General features: G+C 26.6%; 14 protein-coding genes and 1 tRNA gene. 7 read left to right on the top strand and 8 right to left on the bottom strand.

The annotated features are described in order from the left end of the window. Positions 1-11 precede the first annotated feature (11 nt). Complete coding sequence (locus BMUR_RS02590) at positions 12-1,049, top strand: glycosyltransferase family 9 protein (RefSeq protein ID WP_013113039.1); 1,038 nt, start codon at positions 12-14, stop codon at positions 1,047-1,049. A gap of 8 nt (positions 1,050-1,057) precedes the next feature. On the opposite strand, the gene BMUR_RS02585 is transcribed toward BMUR_RS02590, so the two are convergent. Next, positions 1,058-2,125: a metallophosphoesterase family protein gene (locus BMUR_RS02585; RefSeq protein WP_013113038.1), complete on the bottom strand. Its 1,068-nt coding sequence runs from the start codon at positions 2,123-2,125 to the stop codon at positions 1,058-1,060. A gap of 528 nt (positions 2,126-2,653) precedes the next feature. Here BMUR_RS02585 and BMUR_RS02575 point away from each other — a divergent pair. Beyond that, positions 2,654-4,378, top strand: a complete 1,725-nt coding sequence (locus BMUR_RS02575; protein ID WP_013113037.1) for a hypothetical protein — start codon at positions 2,654-2,656, stop codon at positions 4,376-4,378. Positions 4,379-4,457: 79 nt separating this feature from the next. Beyond that, positions 4,458-5,135, top strand: coding sequence for an 8-oxoguanine DNA glycosylase (locus BMUR_RS02570; RefSeq protein WP_013113036.1), 678 nt, complete (start codon positions 4,458-4,460; stop codon positions 5,133-5,135). A gap of 160 nt (positions 5,136-5,295) precedes the next feature. Here BMUR_RS02570 and BMUR_RS14880 read toward each other — a convergent pair whose 3' ends face one another. Further along, positions 5,296-5,922: a tetratricopeptide repeat protein gene (locus BMUR_RS14880; RefSeq protein ID WP_013113035.1), complete on the bottom strand. Its 627-nt coding sequence runs from the start codon at positions 5,920-5,922 to the stop codon at positions 5,296-5,298. Between the two features lie 836 nt (positions 5,923-6,758). On the opposite strand from BMUR_RS14880, the gene BMUR_RS02560 reads away from it, so the two are divergent. The 3 genes from BMUR_RS02560 to BMUR_RS02550 all read left to right on the top strand — a co-directional run bounded on the left by BMUR_RS02560 (position 6,759) and on the right by BMUR_RS02550 (position 9,248). Then, positions 6,759-7,535 (top strand): hypothetical protein, encoded by a 777-nt coding sequence (locus BMUR_RS02560; protein WP_013113033.1) that lies wholly within the window; start codon positions 6,759-6,761, stop codon positions 7,533-7,535. Positions 7,536-7,629: 94 nt separating this feature from the next. Continuing rightward, positions 7,630-8,754, top strand: a complete 1,125-nt coding sequence (locus tag BMUR_RS02555) for a sialidase family protein (RefSeq protein WP_013113032.1) — start codon at positions 7,630-7,632, stop codon at positions 8,752-8,754. Between the two features lie 65 nt (positions 8,755-8,819). Further along, complete coding sequence (locus tag BMUR_RS02550) at positions 8,820-9,248, top strand: hypothetical protein (protein WP_013113031.1); 429 nt, start codon at positions 8,820-8,822, stop codon at positions 9,246-9,248. A gap of 71 nt (positions 9,249-9,319) precedes the next feature. Here BMUR_RS02550 and BMUR_RS02545 read toward each other — a convergent pair whose 3' ends face one another. From BMUR_RS02545 to BMUR_RS02535, 3 genes are all read right to left on the bottom strand, one after another. Then, on the bottom strand, positions 9,320-10,387 hold the full coding sequence (locus BMUR_RS02545; RefSeq protein WP_013113030.1) for a M42 family metallopeptidase: 1,068 nt from the start codon (positions 10,385-10,387) through the stop codon (positions 9,320-9,322). Positions 10,388-10,806: 419 nt separating this feature from the next. Further along, positions 10,807-11,481 (bottom strand): FliO/MopB family protein, encoded by a 675-nt coding sequence (locus BMUR_RS02540; protein WP_013113029.1) that lies wholly within the window; start codon positions 11,479-11,481, stop codon positions 10,807-10,809. 13 nt (positions 11,482-11,494) lie between these two features. Then, positions 11,495-11,580, bottom strand: a tRNA-Ser gene (locus tag BMUR_RS02535). A gap of 161 nt (positions 11,581-11,741) precedes the next feature. Here BMUR_RS02535 and BMUR_RS02530 point away from each other — a divergent pair. Beyond that, complete coding sequence (locus BMUR_RS02530; protein ID WP_013113028.1) at positions 11,742-14,885, top strand: type ISP restriction/modification enzyme; 3,144 nt, start codon at positions 11,742-11,744, stop codon at positions 14,883-14,885. A 67-nt stretch (positions 14,886-14,952) separates the two neighbouring features. Here the strand turns inward: BMUR_RS02530 and nagA are convergent, their stop codons facing one another. The 3 genes from nagA to BMUR_RS02515 are packed head-to-tail and all read right to left on the bottom strand — an operon-like array spanning position 14,953 to position 20,472. Continuing rightward, entirely contained in the window at positions 14,953-16,917 is a 1,965-nt protein-coding gene (nagA, locus tag BMUR_RS02525) for an N-acetylglucosamine-6-phosphate deacetylase (protein ID WP_013113027.1), read from the bottom strand. A gap of 13 nt (positions 16,918-16,930) precedes the next feature. Continuing rightward, entirely contained in the window at positions 16,931-17,704 is a 774-nt protein-coding gene (locus BMUR_RS02520; RefSeq protein WP_013113026.1) for a sugar phosphate isomerase family, read from the bottom strand. 14 nt (positions 17,705-17,718) lie between these two features. Further along, positions 17,719-20,472: a hypothetical protein gene (locus tag BMUR_RS02515; protein WP_013113025.1), complete on the bottom strand. Its 2,754-nt coding sequence runs from the start codon at positions 20,470-20,472 to the stop codon at positions 17,719-17,721. Positions 20,473-20,478 lie beyond the last annotated feature (6 nt).

The following is a 20,478-nucleotide window of genomic DNA, read 5'->3' as shown; positions in this document are numbered from 1 at the left end:
TATATGATTTTATGAAAATACTTTTAATAAAGCAAACTTCTTTAGGAGATGTTCTTCATATGACACCTGTTATAAGGGCATTGAAGAAATGGAAGGCTGACTGTCAAATAGATGTAGTAACAGATAAAAGAGCATTAGGTATATTAGAAAATAATCCTTATATAAACAAATTGTATGTTTTGGATATATACAGATATGAAAAAGAAATATTTAAATCTCCTTTATTATTTTTTTCTACTATAAGAGAGTTTATTTCTCATATATCTGAAGTAAGAAAAGAGAGTTATGATATAGCTATGGATTTGCAGGGACTTGAGAGAAGCATAATATTTTTATATTTATGTCATGCTAAAAAGAAATATGCTAAGGGTAAATGGATTGGAGTAAAAAGTAATTATTATAAAGATATAAATGCTATAGAGGGGCTTATATCTTTTTTGAAGTTTATTGATTGTCCTAATGACGGTACTGATTTGGACTATTTTTTACCTGATACTATAGAAGCTGATTTTAATAAAAAAATAGAACATATAAAGTACAGCATAAACAGTAATTTTAATATAGATAAAGAGTACATAGTTTTTTCTCCATTTTCAAGATGGGATACTAAAGATTTATCAGTAAATAAATCAAGAGAAATAATCAAAGAGATACAAAAATTAAAGGATATACAGATAATACTGTCAGCCACATCAGATTATGATAAAGAATGTTTGGAAATAGTGAAAGGATTTGATAATGTTTTAAATAGTTCTGGGCTTTTTAATTTACCAGAATTAGCGTATTTAATAAAAAAATCAAAGGGAATGGTTACAGTAGATTCATTTCCAATGCATACAGGATGTGCATTTCAAAAACCATTAATAGCAGTATTCGGTCCTACAAGTGAAGTACGAGTTGGTCCTATAGCAAAAAACTCCGAGACTATAAGAGTTGAAAATTTAGAATGTGCTAGATGCTATAAAAGAAAAAATTGCCCTAATAATCATATATGCATAGAAAATATTGATGCAAAACTTCTTGCTGAAAGATTAATAAAAAAAATATAAAGTTTATATCATCTCTTATTTTGCAAAGCAGAATATATTTTTTCTATTCCTATACGTTTGGCAATTTCTACTATCTCTAGGTCTTCTTCATTATTAGTAGCAAATTCATGTTCTTCTGCTATAGCTAAAAACTCTTTTATTATGCTTTCATTGTGGGCATTTTCAAGCAGGAATAATTCTTTAGTTTTTATATTAATATCACGTACATATTTTGAATATTTATTTTTTATGCTGTTTATCTTTTCTTCAAGCTCATTTTCATCTTCAGCTATTCCATAAATATTAATATCTATAATATCATTTATATTCCATTCAGAGGCTTTTTGTTCTAAATTTGATATATTATAAATATTACTTTCATATACTCTGTATTCGCCTGCATTTTTTATATTGATAAAACTTTTATTTATAGAGTTATTTTGTATATCAATAGCCAAACATCTTCTTTCACCCATTTCTGATTTTGTTCTTCTCCATACTCTTGCAGAACCTGTGTATATTATTTCTATATTTTCAATATTAACTTCCATTTGTTTATGAATATGTCCCACCACTGCTATATTAGGCTCTATTTTTTTTATTATATCTATAGGTATGCTTGCTGCCTCTTCATTTTCTTCTATAGCCCATAATGTGCCTTCTACTATACCATGTGCTATTACTATTCTATTATCAGCATTTAGATTTTCTATTTTTTTATTTAATTCATTATCTATAATATATTTTTCACTATAAGGCAATGCTACTATATCTAAATTATCTATATTAAAAAAACTTATATCTTCTATTACTATTAAGTTATCGGGAAACTTTAATTTATTTAATGTTATTCCTTTTGATTTTAGGTTTTCATGATTGCCTTTAAGCAGGTATACATTTTTATTATAGTTTTCTATTTTTTTAGAGAATGTATCTTTTAGTTCCTGCAAATCTTCAAATGTATTAAAAGTATCCCCAAGTAAAAGAAGTGCATCATAATTTTCTGCTTGTTCTAATATTTCATCTAATACTGAAAGCGAGTATTCTTTTTCCTGAAGGCTTAAATGCAGGTCGCTTGATATTAATAATTTAGGCATAATAAAATTTCTCTTTATTTAATATAATTAAAATTTTTTAAAACTGTATTTTTATATTATAAATTAAATATATTAATTAATCAATATTAGTTATTATTAGAGTTATGAATTATGTTATTATATTTAATTATTAATTATACAAAAAATATATAATAAAAGTTGAAAAAATCATATTTATATTATAGAATAAGAGTATGTATAATTTGTTATTAAATAATTTCTGCTTAAGGTTCCAAGCCAAGCCAAGCCAAGCCAAGCCAAGCCAAGCCAAGCCAAGCCAAGCCAAGCCAAGCCAAGCCAAGCCAAGCCAAGCCAAGCCAAGCCAATGATATAAACTCAGCTTATTATAAGTTATCAAAAAAAATTTGCCTAATTTTATTCAAAATATTATATCACATCAAGAATGCATATAAAATTAATAAGTATATAATTTTAAATAATAGAATAATTTTTAAAGCTATAAATAAACATCTCATTTTAAACATATTTATAATTCCAGTAATAAAAAAATTATTTAAAGGTTTCTCTATGAAAAATCATTTTATTAACAAGAAAATTTATTTTTTACTTCTTTTATTGATTTTAATAATAGTGATGATAATATCCTGTAAGAAGATTAATATTTTAAGCCCTACACATATACCGCCTCCAACTGATTTTACATTGCCTGAAGACACAATACCAAGTCATGTTGATGTTAATCCAGTACCCGCTAAAGACGGAGAAGTTTTCGGAAGTTTTAGAAGAAAGTTCAAATATCAAGGCAAATGGTATATATTGGCTGACTATATGTATGATTATGATACTAAAAGCAAAGCATTAAATAAAAAAGCTGAAGATATAATACTTCAAATAGATGAGAGCGGAAATATAGTAGTTTATGATAAAGACAGTAAAGGATATGATGATTTATTAAGAATGAATGTAATAGAAGAAAACAGAGTTTTATATGAAGATTCTTATTATGGAAAGTATTCATATTCTTCAAGTTCTTTTACTACTAAAGACTGTAAAGGTGAAGAAGGTTATCATTCATTTCGCACAGGCATAACTTTTAATAATGAAGTAAGAACATCATCAGATTTAATAAATTGGACAACAGAAGGTTCTGATGATAATGTTTATAAAACTTTTCCTTCAGTAAGTACAGACCCTAATGCTAGCTTTCAAGGAAGATTCGGAGCTAAATATTATAAAATTGTAGAGTTTAAGGATTATATATATTTAATAGGTTTAGAAGAAGATTTTGATGAGCAAAATCCAAGCGGATGCCGAAATGAAAGTCAGGGACCATTTAAAACAAGCAAGAACATTTATTACAGAATATATAAAAATAAAGATACATCTATAGGTGCTAATTGGGAGAAGATTAATACTCCTTGGGGACAAAGAAGCTATCTTGGTGTTCGCTATGATAAAGATAAAATATATGTTACAAAAGGCGAAAGATCATATTGGGAATGGATAAGCCCTCCTTATTGGACTTCTCAAAAAGAGTCTTTTGAAAATGATAGTACTATATGGTCAAGCAGCGACGGCGTAATTTGGAATATAGAGCCTAATTCCTCAGCTTATGATAATGCTAATTCGGTATATTCTTATGATCAATATGTTGGAGGAGATTTACCACCTATACAAAAAAAGATAAGAACTCCTGAAGAGCCTAATTGGGTAAGATTAGATAATGGAAGATATTATAAATCTGACAATTCTCCTTATTCAACTTATACAATAAATAATAAAACTTATTATGTTCCTATTCCTCCTTATGAAGAAATAAGAGCTGCTTATGACAGCGGGCAGGAATATTTTACTATCACAGAAGCTCATATAAAAAGTGCTGGTCTTAATCAGTTTTTAACCAAAGATAAAGAGCCTAATAAAGATGAAGATTGGACAGTTATCACTCCTATAGATTATACAGATAAATTAATGGTATGGCAAAGCGGCGGTGAAAATGTTATGCTTAATATTAATAATAAAGCAGTGCAGCTTGTAGACTATAAGCAAATAGAATATATGTATAATACTATTAAAGATTATTCTATTGTAATAAATGATTTGAGAAAAACAGCAAAAGAATTAAGAGATGGAACTTATTTTGATCCTTTTGTCAATAATTATGTAAAAAATGTACGTGCTGGTATGGAGTATGATGCTAGGGCTGATATGCTTGAGCTTTTAATGAATAACAGAGAATATATTATGCCCGATGAGGCTGTTACGCATTATACTGTGGAGTTTAAATATTAATAAAGTATTTTATATATTGAAATTTAATTTATATAGTAGTATCATCACTCTAATAATATTTTAGTTTTAGAGGCTGATTATGGATAAAGAATATGCTAAACATTTGATGGGTATATATAAAGATAAAGTTCTTCATGAGAGAATGAAAAGAAGACTTGAATATTTTGAGAGGGTTTTTAAAAGAGATAATGATAAAAGACTTTTTGCTGAACTTGCATTTTGTATATGTACGCCTCAGACAAAGGCTAGAAGCGGGGCTGCTGCTATAATTGATTTGTATAATAATAATTTGCTTTTCAAAGGAAGTGCTGAAAAAGTAGCTAATATACTAATAAAACATGTAAGATTTCATAATATGAAGGCTGAAAATATAGTGCTTGCTAGAAAGATTTATTTTCCTAATGAGAAGTTTGTATTGAAAGATAGAATCAATGAAGCTTTAAAAAATGATACTATGGTAGAATTAAGAAATGAATTAGCAAAAGAAGTTAAAGGATACGGACTTAAAGAGGCTAGCCATTTTCTTAGAAATATAGGTTTCGGTCAAAAAATTGCTATACTTGACAGACATATAATGCGTGTAATGGATAAGTTAAGCATTCTGCCTGAAGGTATGACGCCAAAAACAAGCCTTACAAAAAATAATTATCTTAGCTGCGAATCGAATTTGGTTGAATATTCAAAAAGCGAAAAAATACCTATGGAATATTTGGACTTTGTATTTTGGTATGATGCCACTAATGATATTTTTAAATAATTATTAATTTTTTATAAAAATTATTAGTATATACCTAAACGACTATAATTTGTCAAAAAATAATTTTTTTTAATTTAAAATATTGCAGGCACACAGTCTTGCTGCATCACAGTTCTTTTGTTGGCACAAAGAACCAAAAAATTTACAAACTTAAAAATTTTTAGTATAAAATATTTCTTATTCTATCGAATATAGATATTTTTTCTTCCTTTTGCTGCAATGATTTATAATCTATATTTTCATTGCGGCAAAACTGAATAGCTTTTTCTATATTTTTATTTGCAAGTTCTATAATATTTTTTAGTACCAAGTCTTTTATTGAGATTTCTTTATTGTATAAATATATAAAGCTATCTGCACATTTATCATAGTCATTTATATAATAGTATGATACTGCCTTGTTATAAATACCGTAAATAAAATTATTATATAATTCCAGCACCTTATCATAATAGTAAATCGAATTATTATAGTCTTTTAAGTCAAATAGAGTATTTGCTAAGTTATAAAGAGTATTTATTTCTATAGTTTTATCATTTTCTTTTTTTAATTTTTCAAAGTTTTTAATATGTATTTTTATTTCTTTTAATTTTTTATTATAGTTATTATTAAATACTTTTATTTTTCTTTTTGATTTTTTTAATATATTATTATTTATTATTAATGTTATCAATGTAAATACTATTATTATAACAGTTAAAAATGCAAACCAAAAATTAATAAGATTATTAGAAGATTTTACAGTTTCATTTAATGAAGTTTGAAGTCTTATATTATAATTATCCAAAATATTTTTTAATGAAGTTTCTAAATTGTCTAAAGATGTGCTTTTTAGTATTATATTATTTGTTATATTTTTATTGCTTGATATTTTACTTATTATAATATTTGTGTAATAATCTTCTCTTGCTATTATAATATTATTTAATGATGGAGCAAAATTTGTAATTGAATAATTAAGAGAGTTTTCTATTTTCTCATTATGAGTGATATATATATTTCTAAATACTAAAATTGATATTATAAAAAGAATTAAAAAAGTTAATATATAATATCTATGAATAAATTTTAAAAATCTAGTTATATATTTCTTTTTTGAATGCTCTTTTATTTTATCAATACCAGCATTTGTAATATTTTTAACTTTTCCTCTTATATCTTTTTCATCAATATATTTTTGAAATTTGTCTATATTATCTGATGTGAAATTTTTAGCTTTTTGAAATCCCTTTTCAGCTGAATCTTTAATTTTTTTTATATTTTCATCATTTATATATTCTTTAGCTTTATTTGAAATATTTTCTTGAAATTCTTTTAATTTATTAGTTTTTATACTTTTTGTATTATATTTTTTTTATTGTATTGTCTTTTTTTATTAATATTTTGTCTTCTTATATTTCTATATCTTTGATTAATTTTATTGTTTTTCATTTATATATCCTTTAATAATTTTTATTTATGAATATATGCAGAATTGAAATATATAATCATTTTAACATGTGTTTATTTTAATTGAAAGTATATATTAATCATATTAATTATATTATGTAATATTGACATTTTTTATTTTTTAATGTATATTAATCGTGTTTTTATAATATTTTAATAAATGGAGTCTGTTATATGAAAACTAAAAATATTATAGCTATTACTATGCTTATATTGAGTTTAAGCAGTGTTTCAGCATTTTCCCAAAATATAGGAGAGCCTACAGGAAATGCATTTTTGGATTATATGCATGGAAGAAGTTTGTTTGGTATTAATTTTGGACATACTTTATATGCGGGGCTTTTTGATATAGGAGTAGGGATTATGGAGCCTACTGTTCAAAGCATGATAGATAATATGACAGGGGGAATGGCTAATAATTATATTGATACTAAATTAAAACATTATGCTTTTGGTTTAGGTTTCAGTTATGATTTTGCCCCATTAGATTTTATGACTGTAGGGCTTGATGTGGGTTTTTCTGTTGGAGAACTTAAAATAGATAAATATAAAATAGGTTTTTCTACTGTACCATGGTCTTTAAATGTTAAATTTTTCTTTGGTAGAAATGCCCCTTTTGGTTTCTTTATATCTCCTAGAATTGGAGGTACTGCTTTATCTATTTCTGGAAATGCTTTGACTGAAGCTGGTTTGTCTGATATATATTCACATGGGGGTTTTTATTTATCTTTTGAACTTGGCTGGAGAATACAATTATTTCCGAAAACAGGTGCTAATTGGCCTGTACAGGTTGGTTTAGATATTTCTTTATTTGATATAGGTTATTATGCGGCACCTTGGGCTTCTCCTTTGTTTGAAATACAGTATCTTGAACAATTTAAACAATACGGTGTATTTGCTAATATAAGAGCTTTATTTTTGCCTAGAATAGGTATAACATTAAGATTTTAATTAACAATTTATATATTTTTTAGCCTGTATATATTTTTGTATATGCAGGCTTTTTTATACCGAAAATTATTGTATATGACTTTAAGGCTATATTATGAAAATAAATATTTTATATGAAACTATAATTTTTGAAGATAAAAATCTATATCCTGCTTTTCCTAGTGTTGTTAAGCTTGATAATAATAGATATTTAGTAAGTTTCAGACTAGCACCAAAAATAAAAAAACATTATTCTCATCTTCATTCATTAAGTAAATCAATGCTTGCTATCATAAATAAAAATATGGTAGAGAAAGTATTTGAGTTTGCTCAAGATGATGAAGCAGCAAAACAAGATGCACAGCTTTTTAGAATAGATGATAAAACTATAATGGCATACTATTTCAGATATACATTTCACCCCATCAATGAAAAAGAATTATTCAAAGATTATACTTTTATAGAATATGACAGCACTATAGCATTGCTTGATGGAATAGGTGTATGTATGAGCTATGATAATGGAAAAACTTTTTCTACTCCTCATATTATAAAAATAAATAATGATAATACTATAATGAAAAACTTTGCAATTAGAGGGAGTATGTGTAAATTAAATAATAGTGAAGTACTTGCTCCAATATATGCTTATAAAAAAAATATAAATAAAAACAACTCTAAATATCAATGTTATATTATATCTAGTAAAGATTTAATTAACTGGAAACTTAAAACTTTTTTATCTGAAACAGATTATAAAAAAATAAATGGAAAAAACTCAAAAATAGAATATGTTGAACCTTCTCTTTTAAATTATAAAAATAATATAATAGCATTTATAAGAACGCATATTAATAATGAATACGGATTAACTTCTATAAGTTATTCAAAAGATAAAGGTAAAACTTTTTCAAGACCAATATTTACTAATATAAAAGGATATCCATTAAATCCTCTATTTTTAAGTAATGGTAAACTTCTTCTTACTTACGGATACAGATTAAAACCTTATGGTATAAGAGCTATTTTACTTGACAATGCTGATGATATATTTGATATAGAAAAAATTAATTATAAAGCTTCAAATGAAGAGATTATAATAGATTCTTCTATGAAAAGTACAGACTGCGGATATCCTTGGTGTGCTGAAGATAACGGCATTATATCATGTGTTTATTACGGATATAAAGATAAAAATAAAATAAGAAAAATATATATGAAAAGGTTTACTTTTAATTAAAAGTATAGTATAAAGTAAATATAACTATATGATAATAAATATTAATAGTGTTTTGGAGGGTTTATATGGACGATAAAGATATAATGGATCCTAATGTATATCAGATAAAAAAAAATGATTGGGAAGTTTTAGAAGATGATAATTACTATATTTATAAATTATTAGCATACAAATTATCATCTTGGAGTGAGGATACATATTTAATTGTAAAACTTAATAAAGTAAATAATAGTAAAGAAATAATAATAGATTGGAACAGTAAAGATTTTGTATTTGCTCAGCATAAAACATTTTTCAGATTTGATAATGATTTGCCTGACAATTTAGAGTGCAAAGCTAGTGAAGATAAATTAAGTTCAATAGTTTTAAAACCAGATTATGTTTATGATAATTTGCTTGATGCTGATATGTTAATAGTACGTGCTTCTTTAGAAAAAAGCAAAACTACAAGAATGTTTGATGTTTCAAAGTTTAAAGATATAGTGAGAAAATAAATTATAAAATATAAAAAATGGTACTATGTTTTTTACAGCATAATACCATTTTATTATTTAATTACATTTTATTAAAATTCTTTTATTTTTTCTTTGTTTAGAGTTTTTATTAATTCTTTAGCAATATCAATAGAAGCTATTATATCATCATAAGAAGCATAACAGTAATGACTATGAGCATATCTTGTTGCTACACCCAATACTACGCTTGGAGCACCTAAATTAGTTTTATGATAAACAGCTCCGTTAGTAGAACCTTTTTCACGTACAATCACTTGATGAGCTATATTATTTTTTTTAGCTATATCTATTGTGTATTTATTAAGTCTTGGATTAGTTATCATACCGCCGTCAATTACTCTAAGCTGAGAGCCTCTTCCTATAGCACCATGAGCTCTATCTCCATAGTAAAATGTGTCATCTGCAGGAGAGCCTTCAAATACTATAACCAAATCAGGTTTTACTTTATTTGAAGCTACAGCAGCACCTCTTGCACCTACTTCTTCTTGGGCTGTCATTATTCCAACCAAGTTAACATCTAATTTTTCATCTTTTAAAGCTCTTAAAGTTTCTATTACGCATAAAGCACCAACTCTGTTATCTATTGCTTTAGCACATATACTTTTTGTCCTGTCATCATACCTAAAATCAACATCAGGAGCTATAGGGTCTCCTATTTGTATGCCGAATATTTCTTCAGTTTCCTTTTTACTTCTAGTTCCAACATCAATATACATATCTTTTAATGAAGGAAGTTTTCTTTTATCTTCCTCAGTCATAAAATGAGGAGGTTTTGAACCTATTACTCCTTTAACATATTCCCCGCTTGAAGATTTTATTACTACAGAGTTTGATACTATATTAGGTATATGCCAGCCTCCTAATGGTATAAAAGATATTGTGCCATTATCATTAATATGTTCTGCCATAAATCCTAATTCATCTATATGACAGTCCAAACCTACTATAGGTTTATTTTTATCTATTTTGTTTAATCCTAAATAAAGATTATTTATAGAATCTCTTTCATTATCTATAAATGAAGTATTATTTTTTATAACTTCTATAACGTCATCTTCAAAACCAGAAGGTCCGAATGCATTAGTTAAATTTTTCATTAAATTTAAAATATCGTTCATTGAAATTCCTTTATTAAAATATTTAATTGCAAATATAATAAATCATTTGAATAAAATATCAATTAATAATTAAGTTTTATTATATACCTAAACAAATACAGTTTGTCAAAAATTAATTTTTTTAATTTTAATATTTGCAGGGCTTTGCCCACCAAGCTGTGCCCAAGTTCTTTTATGACGAATGTCTGCTGTGGCGAAAGAACTGCATTTGGAGAAGTCCGCCTCGCGAAGCGTGCCGTAGGTAAGGAGCAGTCTACATTTAGATTATATTTTATCTTTAATAAATATTTTTAAATATAAATTTCTAGCAATTGCACTTTTTGCAACTTTTGTCGAAGCCCGCAGAGCGAAGGCGGAAAAAAGTTGAATAAAAAAATTTATAAACTTAAAAATTTTCAGCATATACTGTTTATTAATTTTTATTTCTGACTATCTTCTTTATTAGTAGGATTATTTGAGTTAAGATCATGAAGTCTTTCTCTTATTTCAGAAGTAGTTTTTAAAGGATCTTTTTCTTTCATCTTTGGCTGTTTGAATACTGAAAGAGTTTGATTTAAAATATTTTTAAAGCTGTCATCTACTATATTGTTTTTAGAGTTAATATACATCATTTTAATTTGATCTTTAGTTTCTTTATCTTCAATTTTTGAAAGCATATTAATATTATGATCTGATATAGAAACTAAATACATATCATCAACAATTTCTATTATAGAAACATATCTATTAGGTGCTAATGGAGTAGTGGCAAGTACTTTTATAATTTCAGAAGAACCAGAAACTTTTTTAGATTTATTTTTCATATACATAAATACTAAATATATTCCAACTAGTGTAACTATAAAACCGATAATAGCTTTAAAAAACATCCAGCCGTTACTTACTTGGGCTCTGTTTTCTATATTTCTAATATCCTGAAGTATAGCAGGCTCATTAATATTGTTTGTATTGTTTAGCGGAGTATTAAAGAAATTTGTTTCTGTATTTTGTATATTTTCATTAGTATTAATTATTTGATTAGTCTGTGTATTAGTTTCCTGAGAAAATGCTGCTATAAAAACAGCTAGGAATATAATAGAAATTTTTTTAATCATATATAAACCGATTCGGAGAGAGCGGGATTCGAACCCGCGGTAGGGGTTGCCTACGACAGTTTAGCAAACTGCTCCCTTCGGCCTCTCGGGCATCTCTCCATAACTATATATTTTCTTAAATAGTTGTATTATGATAACATAAATATAATTTTTAGTCAAGTTTATATTTAATTAAAGTTTATTTTTTATTAGTTTGTATAGATATATCATTTTGACAAATGGTATATTTTTTATTATAATATAAAATTAAGGATTATATTATGATTAAAGAATTATATTTATATTTAGAAAGCATAAAAGATATAACTACTGAAGATAAAGAGCATAGTTATAGAGCTTCTTTAGAGAGTTTATTAAATGCTATAAAAAATAATCTTAATTTTAATAAGATAAATATAAAACATGAACCAAACAATGATAAAGAGGGCAGAGGGGCACCTGATTTTTTAGTTACTATTGATTCTCTTGTTTTGGGCTATATTGAAAATAAAAGAGTAAATGCCAATCTTGATGAAATTATTAAAAGCGAGCAGATAAAAAAATATCTTCTTTTGAGTGATAACATTATAATTACAGATTATTTGAGATTCATATTAATTGATGAAAACTTAAATATTATTGATGAAGTTAGAATATGTGAATTAAGCGAGATTAAAAATTATAAAAAAATTAAACTTGAAGAAGTAAGTAAAAAACTTTCAGATATATTTAAAATATTTTTCTCAAGAGAGCCTAAACCTATAAATACAGCTTTAGAGTTTGCAGATGCTTTAGCTATGCGTACTAGAATATTAAGAGATGATTTATACGAACTTGAAAATAATAATCATATAGAGCGTTTATATAATATATTTAAAAGTACAATTTATTCTCAAATAGGTTTTGCAGACTTTTGCGATAATTTTGCACAGACACTTACTTATAGTTTATTTTTAGCAAGACTCAATACTAATGAAAAAATCGATTTATATAATGTTACTAAGTTTATACCTAAATCATTCCCATTAATAAGAGCTATGAGTAAATTCCTTCAGGATTTGGAAGAGTTAAATATTAATGACTTAAAAACTATAGAATGGCTTTTAAATGAAATAATAAATATAACTAATCATATAAATATTGTATCTATTGTAGAAGAATTAAATAAATATGATAATACAGTTTCTCAGAAAGATCCTTATATGCATTTTTATGAAACTTTTTTGTATAAATATAATCCGGAACTTAGAGAGCTTAGAGGCGTTTATTATACTCCTCAAAGCGTAGTTAATTTTATTATTGATTCTATAGATATAGTTTTAAAAGAGTATTTTAATAAAAATAAAGGTTTAGGCGATGCATTAGAAAAAGAAACTAATATAACTCTTTTGGATTTTGCTGCGGGAACAGGTACATTTTTACTTGATTCTTTTAGAAAAGCTTTATCATATTATCAAAAAAACTCTGTTAAATATAATCCTAAAGAATTAATAAATAAATTTTACGGCTTTGAGTTTATGATAGCACCGTATACAATAGCACATCTTAAAATATCTCAAACACTTAAAGAAGAGTTTAATTATAATTTAGAAGATGATGAGAGATTAAATATATTTTTAACCAACACTTTAGAAAATATAGATTTAGATGAGAGCAAAGGGAAAAATAATATATTTGAAGAGCTTAATGAAGAGATGAATCTCGCACAGAAAACAAAAGAAAAAGAGATTCTTATAATAACAGGCAATCCTCCATACAGCGGAGCAAGTGCCAATAAAGGTATATTTGAGGAAGAGGTAAGAAAAGAATATAAAGACGGATTGGAATCTCCTCCCTTGGCTATCACAAGAAACGGTAAAGTAGAAAAAGAGAAAAATCCTAAATGGCTTCTTGATGATTATGTGAAGTTTATAAGATTTGCACAGCAGAAAATAGATAATCAAAAGGCAGGCGGAATATTCGGCTTTATTTCTAATAACTCATTTTTGGATAATCCTACTTTCAGAGGTATGCGTTACAGCTTATTAAAAAGTTTTGATGAAATATATATTGTAAATTTGCATGGCAATACCAGAAAAAAAGAAGTATGTCCAGACGGCAGCAAAGATGAAAATGTATTTGACATAATGCAGGGCGTGAGTATAAATATATTTGTAAAGCATAGTCAAAAAATAAAAGATAAAAGAGTTGAAGATAGTAAATTAAATCCGTCATATTATAAGCATGGCAGTGATTATGCTAATGTATATTATTATGATTTGTACGGAAAGAGAGAATATAAATATAATTTTCTTCTTGATAATAATATAAAAAGTATAGAGTGGCATAAATTAGAATATAAAGAGCCTTTCTTTTTGTTTGTCAAACAAGATGAAGAATTACGCGAAGAGTATGATAATTTTTATAGTGTAAAAGATATGTTTAGACTTTATAATGTTGGCATAGTAACATCAAAGGATTCTGTATTAATAGGTTTAAACAAAGAAAAATTGGAAGAGCAAGTTAAAAATTATTATAATGAATTTAATAGTTCTTTTATAGAAACTATAAATTACCGTCCTTTTGATAAAAGATTTGTGTATTATGATACTGATAAAATAGAAAGAGCAAGAAAAGATATAATGGAGCATTTTTCGAAAGATTATGATAATATAGGTATAGTATTTAAAAGGGGATTTTCTTTTTTAGATAGCGGTCAAGGATTTATTACTAATAAAATAATAGATTTTAGGAGTTGGTCATCTCCTGGTATGCAGGGTGGAGATTTTCTTGCTCCTCTATATTTATACAATACTCCTAGTGCTAAAAAAGCTATTCAAGCTGAAAATTATAATGTTGGAGATTTATTTGAGCAGTATGAAGAAAATCCATTTGAAAATTCATACAAGATAGAAAATTTTACTGTTAATTTTAGAAATTTCATTGATAAAAAATATGATTATAATTTTTCGCCTGAAGATATACTAGGCTATATTTATGCTGTGCTGTTTCACAAAACTTACAGAACTAAATATATTGATTTCCTAAAAATAGATTTTCCTAAAATTCCTTTTACGGATTCTAAGGATATATTTATAAAATTAAGCTCACTAGGTACTAAATTGTATAATCTTCATTTGATGAAAGATAATGATTTGAATGCTGATATAGGAGAGGGTTTATACAAAGATGATAAAAACAACAAAATAGAAAAGCCTCTTTACAATGAAAAAGAAAACAGGCTATTTATAAACAAAAGTCTTTATTTTGATAATGTATCAAAAGAAGTTTGGCTGTATAAAATTGGCGGATATCAGGTATTGGATAAATATTTAAAATCTCATAAAGGCGAAGATATTGATTACTCGTATTTTCAGAAGATTATACAGGTTTTGCATAAATCATTGATTATAGAAAGTGAAATTTCGGCTATTGACTTTTTGTAAATAAAAGGCTTTAACTAAAATATATTTAATCAAAGCCTTTTAAAATTTACTTGTTTAAATTAAAAGTTTAAGCATGTGTTACCCATTCATGGTCATAATTATACTCTTTGTAATTTCCTTTAAACACCACACCTTTTACTATTAGGTTTTCATCTAGTATAACTAAGTCCGCAATATATCCTTCTTTTATTCTGCCGTATTTGTCATCTATGCCCATAACTTTAGCAGGATAAAGCGAAGCCATTTTCAAAGCCTCTTCTACAGCAGCACCTACATGATTAACTACATTTCTTACAGACTGACTCATAGTAATTGAAGAGCCGCCCAAAGTACCGTTATCATCAATAAGTCTGTTGCCGTCTCTATGTATTTTTTTACCAGCCCAAATATATTCTTTTATTTCTGGTGCAGCAGCAGGAGCTATAGCATCAGTAACTATACATATATGCCCTGTTTTTAATTTGTATGCAAGCTCTACTGAAGCAAAATCGCAATGTACTCCGTCGCATATTAAACCTGCGTACATATCTTTAGTTTCAAGTACCGCTCCGACAGCACCCGGCTCTCTTGAACCCCAAGGACGCATAGCATTAAATAAGTGTGTGGCAAAAGTTATTCCATAAGGTATTTTTTCTTTTATTTCATTGTATGTGCCGTTGGTATGTCCTACCGATACTACTTTTCCTCCCATAGCAAATGCCTCTATAACTTCTCCATTTACCATTTCAGGTGCTACAGTAACCATTACACATTTTGAAGCATTGATTTTTTTTATCATATCTATATTAGGCTCTCTTATAAACTTTTCATTGTGTATGCCTCTTTTTTCATGCGATATATAAGGACCTTCAAAATGTATTCCAAGTACCCCCATTACAGATAAATCTTCTATATTATTGAATAAGTCTATAATTTTTATCATGTATTCATCACTGTTTGTAATGACTGTAGGTAAGTATGAAGTACAGCCATATCTTTGACAAACTTCATTCATATTTTTTAATGTTTCAACAGTAGGAGAGGCATTAATATCATATCCTCCTATACCATTAACCTGCAAGTCTATATATCCGGGAGCAACTATTTTTCCTCCTAAATCTATTCTTGTAATAACAGCATCAACATCTATTTCTTTTTCAACGCTTTTTATAACATTATTTTCTATAACAATACAATGTCCGTCTATAAACTTTTCGCCGTCAAATATTTTAATGTTTGTAAGAGCATAATAAGATTTATAAAGCCCCTTAATAAGTTCTTTAGGGTGAAGACTTTTGCTTTCCAAACTTTTAGCATATTTATAAGTTTTTACTTTTAAATCGCTGCTGGACTCTTCATCGGCTACAATTATAAGTTTTTTATGTTCCTGAAGTACAGAAGTAGGGTAGAACTGAGTAATCGCCCCTTCTACACAATGAGCTAAAGCATCGGACACTTCATAACCGCTAGCCATTACAAGTACATATTTAGCATTAAAAGCCTCTTCAAATCCTAGAGTAAACCCTTCTCTAGGAAACATCTCTATAGGCATATTAAACTTTTTTGATTCATAGCTTCTTATTATCTCGCTTATTTTTTTATCTCTTACACTTCCTTCTAATGAAGAGCTTGGAGTGTTAAGAAGAAAACTTCCGTCTTCTGCTAATGTATCTATTAATAATGTTATATTTCCTAATTCTTTTATCAAATTAGCCATTCTTTTAGCTTCTTCTTTTCTGTTTGCCACATTACTGTCAAATAAATGCACATTCTCTTTAGGTATATCTATAAACTTTAAGAAATTATCCTCTAAATATTTCTGTGATATGTCTGAGTCTATATATTCTCCAGATGAAACTATATGTATATTTTTAAATGATACTATATTGTCATTATAAAAAGATAATAGCTTTTGATAATATGCTTTATTAACATATCTTAAAGGAAAAGATAATACGAAAGGCTTATCAGTTTCCGAATAATCTAATATACATTTTACAGTGTAGTAAGCAGCCCATTCATAAACGCTTTCATTTGTAATAATTATTCTCATATATCTATTCTCCTTATTTTATATTCTTTTCTATTTTCATAAATACAGTTTGGCTCGAAAGTCTTAAAGAGGATTCATAATCAGCTATTACAGTAACATCACTATGTTTTTGTAATTTGCTTAAAGGCGAAGAATTACTTATTCCATATTCCAAACAATCACGCAAAGAGCAGGATTTTTCTATACCAGATGATGTAAGTAAAACTGTATCTACAATATCTATAAATCCCATACCCATGCTGAATACTGTAGTAGGTACTTCTTTATCTTCTGGAAATCTTTTTTTTATTTCGCTTATGGAATGCTCGCTTAAAGTTTTTATTCTAAATAGTGATGATAATGATGACATTCTCTCATTGCCTGCAGAAGTAGAATCTGCTGTAAGAGAATACCATATAACATCAAATCTTCCTATTTTTTTAATAATTTCAAGCTGTTTATACATTTGAGATTCATCGCCTTTTCCGTCAAATAAGAAAACATTTTCTTCTGGTATGTTTAATTTTGATATAAGATTTTCTTTCAAAAAATATGCTTTGCTGTTTTTATCAGTGGGGGAAAGTCCTATATATTCTGACTGCTGAAATATAAATATATTTTTGAAATTTATTTTGTAAAATTTAATATTTTCTATTATAGATTTATAAATATCTTTTGTATCATATTCGCTTGAAACGGATATATATAATTTTTCTTTTTTTTCCTGTTTCTTTTCTAAAAAGTGCAGAATATGTTTAGCTGTAAAATCAATATAGTCTTTATATGAATTAGCAATATATATATTCATAAATAAGTCCTTCATTAATATGAACTTATTATAACACTTTCCCTATTTTCTGTATATACTATATTGTTTATTTTATTTGTATTATCTGAAGTATTTTTGTAGTTTTCTATGTTTATATTATAATCTTTGTATCCTGCTTTAAAGTTTAAATTTGTGCTTGTAAAGCTGTTTACAGTAATATTAGTATTTAGAATATTTCTTCTCATAGCTATGGGAACATTATTTTTAGGCATTGTCGATACTATTACCCAAGGCTCAAATCTTTTAATATTTTCTTTTGTAGAAACTTCTGCTCTGTATAATATATTATTTCCGATATTAGTTTGAATAACTTTATACTCCAATTCATTTTGAGATAATACTTCCACATATGTAGATGAATAATTCCCTTCTATAATGAACTTATTATTTTCAAGCACCATAGGAAGTTTTGAATTAAATGCCCATTTATATTTATACCCGTAAACATGATATTCTCTAGTGATATCGGGCAAAGCTTCAATATCTTCTTTTATTATTAAGATATTAGGCTTTAAATAATAAAATCTTCTGTTATAATTTTTTAGATTTATAGAATAAGTATACTGCTGATTTGCTTTGGCATGAGCATAAAACATTTTGTAGTAATTTGTCATACTTTCTATATATGAATAGCTTCCAGTATTTTCTTCTATTTTTTCATTATCTATAGATATACCATTATGAAAATCAGCATCTTTAAATAATTCATAATTATTAGTATCAAAGTTATATCCTAATTCATCAATTATAGAATCCCCATAATTATAATAAACAAAACTCATTCTATCATTATGATCAAGCCCGAAAGAACTGTCAGCATTTCTTCCTTTTGCATATACTGCTAAATAAGGTGAGTTAAAAGTTTTTATATTTTCATTATATATAGCAGTTTGTATTTTTTTTAAGAGTAATGTTTCATATTGAAATTCAGGATTAGAAGGCACATTGTCTCTAAGATAATAATTATTCCACATTAATACATAAGGCAGATATCTTAAATTTACAGCTTCACTTTGTGCAAATACAGCATAATTTTTATATAATGGATTTGCATACATTTTACTTAAAAGCTCCATAACAGCACTTCTAGCACCTGTATCAAATCTCAATCTGCTTCTGTTATCTATGGCAGTGTATCCTATAGGCAATGTGTATCCGGAAGGATATCCTACTATTGATAAATATTTTCCTATATTTTGAAATGATTCTAAACTGAAAGCATCAAATATACCTACGTTTTTTAATGATAATGCATATGTAAGTATAGGAAGAATAGTATCAAATGCTTCGCTTATAGAAGATTTAAAACTGCCGTCTTTTTCAAACATAGAAAATATCATTCCGTTAATGTAATTCATAGCAAAATAATGCCAATTTCTAATTTGATCCTGATTAACATTTTCGTTCAGCATGTTTATAGCTATTAATCCCAATGCTGAAGCGTATTTTATAGTGTCTTTTTTTCTATATTCTGAAGGATTTTCAATTATATAATTATAAAGAATCTCACCGTATTTAATAAACTCCTGCTTCATTAAGACTATTTCTTCTGGAGAAAATTCATCATACATTAAATCAAAAGGCATAAGAAGAGAATTAGCCAATATAGTAACAGCATCTGTTTCTTTATAATTTGGTATATTTGCTTCATCTATATTTACTATATCTCTTATCATCTGTTTAATTTCATATTTTAATAAATTATTATTAGGTTCAAATGCCGCTTTTAATGACATAAGCATAGCATGAGAAGGAAGATCTTCAAAGTTTAGTTTATTAGTATCATCAGTATTTGTGTACGATATATTATTAACTGACCATTTTCCCATACTGGCAGATGTGTATAATTTGAATGCATTTATATTTCTAAGCAGAGTAGATGCTTGAAGACGGTTTTGTCTGTATAGTAAATTGTATAAAACATCAAATGTTTGTTTGTCTATAAATACAAATGGTCTTTTTATATTAAATGTTTTATTTGTTATTGGTATAATCTTTGTACTGCTGTCATCTATAAAGAAATGATATATTCTTCTTAAGTTTGTATCTCCGTTTTCATCGAATGCTATATACCATTTACCGTTTTCTAATTGATTTGTCATAGAAAAGAAGCTGTTATTTCTTAATGTATATTCATAACGTGAAGAAAAAGAAAGCTCTTTTGATACTGATATTCTTGTAAAAGTAGTTCTTTTATTTACCATTATAAAAGGGGGATTACTTTTAGCTATATGTCCGCTCTCTGGAAGTATTAATGCTATATTTTCTCTGGAAACTCTTTTATCTTCATTTTCTGCTATTGCAATCTTTACTGTGTCTTTAGTGTCAGTATTACCTATACTTTTTATACTTACAGAAAGTTCATCAATTTTATCTTTTTCTAAAGGAGGATTAAAATTAGTGGCATATATTGTAAGGTTTATATTTCTATTAACTAATGGATTTTCTATATTAAATGTTTTTTTTATATTATTTTCATTTACTTCTATATTTAATTGTATAGGTATATTGTCTGTGTCTATATTATAAGTTAATATTATGCCGTTTTGTATTTTTACTGATTTACCATATTTTAATGATATGTATTTAGGATATTGTTTATTATATTCTGGGTAAGAAATAGTATATGAATTATCGCTTTTATCATAAAGAGCTTCTATTTCTCTGTCATATATTTTCTTTTTAGAACAGGAAAAGATAATAGGTATTATCAATATTATTAATACAATTTTTATAATTTTTTTCATTACTAT

Source organism: Brachyspira murdochii DSM 12563 (genome assembly GCF_000092845.1).
GTDB classification, from domain to species: domain Bacteria; phylum Spirochaetota; class Brachyspiria; order Brachyspirales; family Brachyspiraceae; genus Brachyspira; species Brachyspira murdochii.
This window is presented reverse-complemented; position numbering and strand designations above follow the sequence as displayed.